The sequence below is a fragment of the Photobacterium sp. ABD4_091 genome (genome assembly GCF_056160145.1).
In genome coordinates, this window is record NZ_JBSWWQ010000011.1 from 24,605 (window position 1) to 32,151 (window position 7,547).

Consider the following 7,547-nt stretch of genomic DNA (forward strand, 5'->3'; position numbering starts at 1 on the left):
GCTTGGTGTGCAAGACCACTGTGAAAGGATATTTACATGCCTGTAATTACTCTTCCTGACGGCAGTCAGCGTCAATTTGACAACCCAGTTTCTACAATGGAAGTCGCGCAATCGATCGGTCCTGGTCTTGCGAAGGCTACTATTGCCGGTCGTGTTAACGGTAACCGCGTAGACGCGTGTGACCTTATCGAAGAAGATGCCAGCCTTGAAATCATCACGGTTAAAGACGAAGTAGACGGTCTTGAAATCGTTCGTCACTCATGTGCTCACCTTCTTGGCCACGCTATCAAGCAGCTTTACCCAGAAGCGAAAATGGCGATTGGTCCTACTATCGACAACGGCTTTTACTACGACATCGACCTAGAAGAGTCGCTTACGCAAGAAGATCTAGAAAAGATCGAAAAGCGTATGAAAGAGCTGGCGAAAACCAAGTACCAAGTTATCAAGAAAAAGGTAAGCTGGCAGGAAGCACGTGATGCGTTCGAATCACGTGGCGAACCTTACAAAATGGAAATCCTAGACGAGAACGTATCTCGCGATGACCGTCCGGGCCTATACCACCACGAAGAATACATCGATATGTGTCGTGGTCCACATGTACCGCACATGGGCTTCTGTCAGCACTTCACTCTGCTGAACGTTGCGGGTGCATACTGGCGTGGTAATAGCGACAACAAGATGCTGCAGCGTATCTACGGTACTGCTTTCCACGACAAGAAGGCACTGAAAGCGCACCTTACTCGCCTAGAAGAAGCGGCTAAGCGTGACCACCGTAAAATCGGTAAGCAGCTAGACCTATTCCACATGCAGCAAGAAGCGCCGGGTATGGTGTTCTGGCACCATAATGGTTGGTCTATCTTCCGTGACCTAGAAGTATTCATCCGTGAAAAATTGAATGAATATGGTTACCAGGAAGTGAAAGGTCCTCTAATGATGGACCGCGTTCTTTGGGAACGCTCTGGTCACTGGGACAAGTACGCTGAAGCGATGTTCACAACCTCTTCTGAGAACCGTGAGTACGCTATTAAGCCGATGAACTGCCCAGGCCACGTTCAGATCTTCAACCAAGGTCTGAAATCTTACCGCGACCTACCGCTACGTATGGCTGAGTTTGGCTCATGTCACCGTAACGAACCATCTGGTGCTCTACACGGTATTATGCGTGTACGTGGCTTTACCCAGGATGATGCTCACGTATTCTGTACAGAAGAGCAGGTTCAGGCTGAAGTAACTAGCTGTATCAAGATGGTTTATGATACCTACCAGACATTCGGTTTCGACAACATCGTTGTTAAGCTGTCTACTCGCCCAGAGAAGCGTGTAGGTTCTGATGAAATGTGGGATAAAGCAGAGTCAGATCTGAAACTTGCGCTAGAATCAATGGAGATCCCTTACGAGATCCAAGAGGGTGAAGGTGCGTTCTACGGACCTAAGATTGAATTTACTTTGCATGATTGTCTAGATAGGGCTTGGCAGTGCGGCACAGTTCAGTTAGACTTCGCACTTCCTGAACGTCTAGGTGCAACTTACGTTGGCGAAAATAACGAGCGTCACACGCCAGTTATGATCCACCGTGCTATTCTTGGTTCACTAGAGCGTTTCATCGGTATCCTTATCGAAGAATATGCTGGCTTCTTCCCAACTTGGTTGGCGCCTCAGCAGGCGGTTGTGATGAATATCACGGATGGCCAGGCAGAATATGTTCAACAAGTAGTCGAAAAACTTCAAAAATCTGGAATTCGTGTTAATGCGGACTTGAGAAATGAGAAGATAGGCTTTAAAATTCGCGAACATACTTTGAAGCGAGTGCCCTACATGCTGGTTTGCGGAGACAAAGAAGTTGAAGCAGGCGAGATTGCTGTTCGTACTCGCAAGGGTAAAGATTTGGGTAAATTTAAGATTGACGACCTTGTTGCATTCTTGCAGCAAGAGATTAGCAGTCGCAAGCTCAATGTTGTGGAGGAATAAGGTATTAAAGGCGGAAGAAGAACCCAAGCACCAGTTAAACAAAATGCACATCGTTTAAATGGTGAAATTCGTGGTGTACGTGAAGTACGCTTGACTGGTCTAGACGGTGAGTCAGTTGGTGTTGTTTCTATTGAAGAAGCAGTAAATCTTGCTAATGAAGCTGGTGTAGACTTAGTTGAAATCAGCCCGAATGCCGAGCCACCAGTCTGTCGTGTGATGGACTATGGCAAGTACCTGTTCGAAAAGAGCAAGGCTGCTAAAGAGCAAAAGAAAAAGCAGAAACAAATCCAGATCAAGGAAGTTAAATTCCGACCTGGTACAGACGAAGGCGATTATCAGGTAAAACTGCGCAACCTGAGTCGCTTTTTAGAAGAGGGCAACAAGGGCAAAGTCACACTGCGTTTCCGCGGTCGTGAAATGGCCCACCAGAGTCTTGGTATCGAGCTTCTAAATCGTATTAAGGAAGACCTAATCGACCTAGCGGTTGTTGAAAGCTTCCCTACACGTGTAGAAGGTCGTCAAATGACGATGATGCTTGCTCCAAAGAAGAAGTAATTACGGCATTCAAGTAGCAAAAGCGCTGCTTAAACGCAGCGCTTTTTGTTCGCCTGATTACTATGTTATTAACTATCAACAATGCGGAGTCTCATCATGCCTAAGATGAAATCCAACAAAGGTGCTGCTAAGCGTTTCAAGAAAACTGCTGGTGGCTTTAAGTTTAAGCACGCAACTAAGCGTCACATCCTGACTAAACGTACTACTAAGAACAAACGTCAGCTTCGTCCAAACGCTATCCTTCCTGCATGTGAAGTGGCAGCTGTTGCACGTATGCTTCCGTTCGCTTAATCGTTTTTAGTTTTATATTTTAATTTTAGTTAGGAGTCTCCTATGCCTCGCGTAAAACGTGGTGTACAAGCACGTGCACGTCACAAGAAAGTTCTTAAACAAGCTAAAGGTTACTACGGTGCACGTTCACGTGTTTACCGCGTAGCTTTCCAAGCAGTTACTAAAGCTGGTCAGTACGCTTACCGTGACCGTCGCAACAAGAAACGTACTTTCCGTCAACTATGGATTGCACGTATCAACGCTGCTGCTCGTCAGAACGGTATGTCTTACAGCCGCTTCATCAACGGTCTTAAGAAAGCATCTATCGAGATCGATCGTAAGATCCTTGCTGACATCGCTGTATTCGACAAAGCTACTTTCACAGTACTAGTTGAAAAAGCAAAAGCTGCACTGTAATTTCAGTCAGTTTTGATGTGGAAAGGAGAGCTTCGGCTCTCCTTTTTTCATTTTTATTGAAATAAACATAATGGATAAAGGTTAGCTAACTAAATTGTCCTAGCCACAATTGGTTTTTCACCAGCACCAATTCTAATTCACTCTGCAACTTTTGATTTCCTCTTCCTCTTTTAAGCGCTTTCATCGCTTTGGCTTTTAATGCCAACAAAGTTTGAATTCTTTTCTCTAATCGTATGATCTGATGCTTAAGGCGTTGGATGCGTGTGTGATATTTATCTATAGCCTGTTTTAACCGCCAGCTACGTAGTAGCAGAGCCGTGAATTGGTCAGTTTCACTTTTCCCTGTATGGCATGGTGAGGGCGTGATCATTGCTTCAGTATCTTGCTCGCATTGGTTGTGCTGTACCTCGAGGGCTTGTTGCCGGATGAGAAGGTTGGTGAGCTCAGCATGCTTGTCGCGAAGCGATTGCTCAAGCTGTTTAACTTGAGTCACTAATTGGAGGCATGCTGAGTTTAGTGCGCCGTCAAATGCCATTATTAATCTTCAAGCTCATTGAGCAGTTGGGCTGTTTTGGCCTCTTCCAATTTCTGGAGGAGTTTTTTGGATTCAGCCTCGTCGCGCACGGCTTTGCTCAAAGTGATGGTAGCGCTGATGAGAAAGAGGCTACAGATGCTGTAATAGCCTTTAATGAGCAGATCGCCAGGTAGTATCACGATGCTAATAACCATTGCTGCAACAGCGATAATGAAAGTGAGTTTTGCATAATTCAGCCAATACTTGTCTTGTGAACCCATAATGTTTTCCTTTGTTGTTGGATCTAATTGAACGGTGTTTTATTAATTTAGAACATGTTGGGATATAGCGCAATGAAAAAAGCCAGATTTCCTTGGTTAGCATCGATGTTAAGGGGATGCCGAGGGACATCTGGCTCTATTGCAACTGACAGCTTAGTGAATTACTTGGATTGAGTTGCCGTTATTATGTAGCTTGTAAACCCACTGCTGCAGGCTAAGTGTGATTCCGACAGAGAACAGGTAGAGTAGGGAAATTGTAACCAAAGGGCTGGAAAGTACCGCAACAATCGGTGTAGCTTCTCTTTGGTACAGGCTCAATAACCAATCAAGCATGCCACTGGTATGCAGAGCGATCCAGTAACCCGAGGTGATGATGCAGACGAGTATAGGCTTAATGGCATTATCTGCTAGGATTTGGGTGGGAACAAGCAAGCGGATGAAACTGTAATAAACAGCACAGCATACACCGATAGCACCGACTAGCCAGGCCGCATTTTTGCTTAATAGCAGGCTCTCACCTTGTTCATTTGGAAAGAAGATAAACATCAACCACAAAGCACTGACTATCATCGCTGCCTCTCGGTAAGTAGTAAGAATTTGATGATTGAAATAGTGCCGGAAGAAACTGCGGATCCCAAAGTAGAATGCCAGGTTAACGGTAAGCGCTAAGGGTACGATAAGCAGCTGTAGGGCGAGGTTGCTTCCAACTAGTGCTCTAAGTTCGGGATCAGAAAAGACCCCCATATGCCAGAACATGGACATGATCATGATATTGAGAACACCATGGTTCATGTAGATTTCACCGCTGTGCTCACCCAGCTTCGCGAACAAGGATGGCTTTTCAAGCCGAGGTAAGGCAAGTGCCAGTGCGACAAAAGAAAGGGTAGTGGGTAAAGTCATGACATAGTAGTCGGCAATGATCCCGCCATGCCCTTTACTGGTGTTGTATATGAGTTACAAGCGCTATTGTGTTCTTTCATTTTGTTTCATAGCGACACGCGATTGATTACAAATTACTGTAAGTACCTATGTTTTCTTTCCCTCGCTGGCTTAAATCATCCAAATATAATATGTGACAAAATTCACGAATGTTTTCTTGTTGTTGCATGCAATCGTGGTGAGCCGATGGGCTTGTTGCATTTTATAAAATTGGCTGGATGTTATTTTTGGTGTCTGGTTATTGATCGTCTTTTCTTTACTGACCCGAAGTTTTTATTCCATTTATACCTGATGGAAAAAGGGATAGAGCACATTTTCCGATGTGCAATACAAAAGCCTAAATGGAGGAAAAGGCGTGAGACCAACTTTAATGACGTCATTGGTTATTAGCTTCACAACCATAATTAGTTCAGGGTTTAGTACAGACAGTTTCGCAAGTGAACCCCCGGTGCAGATTGCACCTACAATTGTTGGGGGAGGGCTGGCAGATACAAGCCAGTGGGAATTTTATACGCAAATTGTCACACGAAATGGAAACCGTCCATTTTGCGGAGCCAGCTATATTGGTGATGGTTACGTATTAACGGCTGCACACTGTGTTGATAATGATGCGCCAAACCATATTGCCGTAAAAGTAGGTGGGTTTGAATATCAAGGAAATGATGGTCAGCGGGTCAATGTTGAAAAAATTTACATTCATCCGAAATTTAATTCGAGCACTCTCGTCAATGATATCGCCCTGCTGAAATTGGACAAACAGCCTGCAGGTGCCAAGGCGGTTGAGATTGCTTCTGGTTCGCTTGCTCAATATGTTACTTCGGGAGATATCCTATCGGTCGCTGGATTGGGTAGGCTTCAAGAAGGCGGGAGTTCACCGACTCGGTTAATGGCAGTTGATGTACCTTTGGTATCAGATGCGGTATGCCGCCAAGCAGGTGGAAGTTATAGCAACGTCGGTACTGTCAATTTCTGTGCAGGGCTCCCCCAGGGTGGGAAAGACTCTTGCCAAGGCGATAGCGGTGGACCTCTTGTGGTTAACCAGGGCGGCCAAATCACACAACTGGGCATAGTGAGCTGGGGAGTCGGTTGTGCAAGGCCTGGCAAATATGGCGTTTATAGTGATATTGCGGCATTGCGAAGCTGGTTTGATGGTATCAAAGCAACACCGAGTGATAATGTCGCAGTAGGTTACAGAGCCTCAGAGCAGATATCGGGTTTTACACTTGGGCAATTGAAATCGCACACCTTTTCTATCTCTAACCTTGGCACGAGTGCATTTACGGTCGTCGATAGTCAATTACTTGCAAGTGGCGTAGCGAAAAACCAAGTGCTGACGTCTGATAGCTGTACCCAAAAGACGCTCAAGAGTGGCGAGCAATGTTCTGTAGGCGTCGAATTCAGCGCGTCGGGGGCTGGACAGGCGTCGGTTACGCTGGCGTTTGAAATTGATAAAGAGGTTAAGACATACCGTTCTGTTGTTACTTCTGTTGTTACTTCAGTTGTTACCGAAAGTGGTAACCCTGAACAATGCGCAGTTGAATGGCAGTCATCTGCTGTATACCAAGCTGGCGATCTTGTGACCTGGAAAGGCCAAACCTGGCAAGCACAGTGGTGGACGACAGGGAGTGACCCTGCAGAGTCTGGGCCTTGGGGCGTATGGCAGCCAGCAAATAGCACTGCATGCGACAATACTTCGCTGGAACCAACGCCTGATCCTACCCCAGAGCCGCCTGCTGGTGGAGATGCTTATGTAGCAGGCACCAATTACCAACCTGGTGATGTTGTAACAAACAATGGTGCAGCCTACCAATGCTTGCCTTGGCCTAGCGGGTTGTGGTGTTCATCAACACCAGCATATTACGAACCCGGTGTTGGTTCACAATGGCAAGATGCCTGGAAATTGCTTTAAGTAGCCAAAGTATGCAATAGCAAAGCCCGTAGTACGGGCTTTTTTTATTAAGAATGTTGTATCGTTCTGCTGCGTAAGTTAATTTTTTGTTTTTTGCGAACGAATGAGACTAACTATGACACGGGTATTGGTAACAGGCTTTGATGCTTTTGGTGGGCAGGAAATCAACCCCACGGCGTTGATTGTCGACCAATTGCAAAAAGATGTGACTCAACAAAAAATGAAGCAAGCTGGAGTCGTGCTGGAAACTGCTTTGTTACCGGTTGTGAAAGGTGATTCAGTCCATAATTGTATTCAAGCGATTGAGTCCTTTCAGCCTGATATTGTGTTGATGCTAGGCCAAGCTGCGGGTAGGGAAAATATTAGCTTTGAAAAAGTGGCGATCAACCTTGATGACTTCAGGATTCCTGATAATGCGGGTAACCAGCCAATCGATCAGCCTGTGGTTGAAGCTGGCCCTACCGCATACTTTACCCAGCTACCGATCAAGACGTTGATGCAGGCTTTGATACAACAGGGAATAGGGGCTGAAATCTCTTATAGCGCGGGTACCTTTGTGTGTAACCACCTGTTTTATGGTGTAAGCCACTACCTTGCGACTCAAACGCAAGTGAACGCTATATGCGATTTTGTTCATGTTCCGCTGTTGCCAGAACAAACCAAAACCGAACAGCTGACCACTGGGGGGCAGCAT

General features: G+C 45.8%; 9 protein-coding genes. 6 read left to right on the forward strand and 3 right to left on the reverse strand.

Features of this window, described 5'->3' with window-relative positions; genetic code table 11:
* Positions 1 to 36: 36 nt before the first annotated feature.
* From thrS to rplT, 4 genes are all read left to right on the forward strand, one after another.
* Positions 37 to 1,968: a threonine--tRNA ligase gene (thrS, locus tag ACXAGQ_RS28890; protein ID WP_475258674.1), complete on the forward strand. Its 1,932-nt coding sequence runs from the start codon at positions 37 to 39 to the stop codon at positions 1,966 to 1,968.
* A 3-nt stretch (positions 1,969 to 1,971) separates the two neighbouring features.
* Positions 1,972 to 2,523 (forward strand): translation initiation factor IF-3, encoded by a 552-nt coding sequence (gene infC, locus ACXAGQ_RS28895; protein ID WP_475258684.1) that lies wholly within the window; start codon positions 1,972 to 1,974, stop codon positions 2,521 to 2,523.
* 96 nt (positions 2,524 to 2,619) lie between these two features.
* Positions 2,620 to 2,814, forward strand: coding sequence for a 50S ribosomal protein L35 (rpmI, locus tag ACXAGQ_RS28900; RefSeq protein ID WP_007469870.1), 195 nt, complete (start codon positions 2,620 to 2,622; stop codon positions 2,812 to 2,814).
* A gap of 42 nt (positions 2,815 to 2,856) precedes the next feature.
* Positions 2,857 to 3,210, forward strand: coding sequence for a 50S ribosomal protein L20 (gene rplT / locus ACXAGQ_RS28905; protein ID WP_007469869.1), 354 nt, complete (start codon positions 2,857 to 2,859; stop codon positions 3,208 to 3,210).
* An 85-nt stretch (positions 3,211 to 3,295) separates the two neighbouring features.
* On the opposite strand, the gene ACXAGQ_RS28910 is transcribed toward rplT, so the two are convergent.
* The 3 genes from ACXAGQ_RS28910 to ACXAGQ_RS28920 form a co-directional block, all read right to left on the reverse strand.
* Entirely contained in the window at positions 3,296 to 3,745 is a 450-nt protein-coding gene (locus ACXAGQ_RS28910) for a hypothetical protein (RefSeq protein ID WP_475258675.1), read from the reverse strand.
* 2 nt (positions 3,746 to 3,747) lie between these two features.
* Entirely contained in the window at positions 3,748 to 4,005 is a 258-nt protein-coding gene (locus ACXAGQ_RS28915; protein WP_475258677.1) for a YiaA/YiaB family inner membrane protein, read from the reverse strand.
* Between the two features lie 153 nt (positions 4,006 to 4,158).
* Positions 4,159 to 4,905: a hypothetical protein gene (locus ACXAGQ_RS28920; RefSeq protein ID WP_475258678.1), complete on the reverse strand. Its 747-nt coding sequence runs from the start codon at positions 4,903 to 4,905 to the stop codon at positions 4,159 to 4,161.
* A 409-nt stretch (positions 4,906 to 5,314) separates the two neighbouring features.
* Between ACXAGQ_RS28920 and ACXAGQ_RS28925 the strand changes: the two genes are divergently transcribed.
* A complete protein-coding gene (locus ACXAGQ_RS28925) occupies positions 5,315 to 6,853 on the forward strand; it encodes a trypsin-like serine protease (RefSeq protein ID WP_475258686.1) in 1,539 nt (512 codons plus the stop codon).
* 115 nt (positions 6,854 to 6,968) lie between these two features.
* Positions 6,969 to 7,547: pyroglutamyl-peptidase I (locus ACXAGQ_RS28930; RefSeq protein ID WP_475258680.1), on the forward strand; the 579-nt coding region annotated here is incomplete at its 3' end.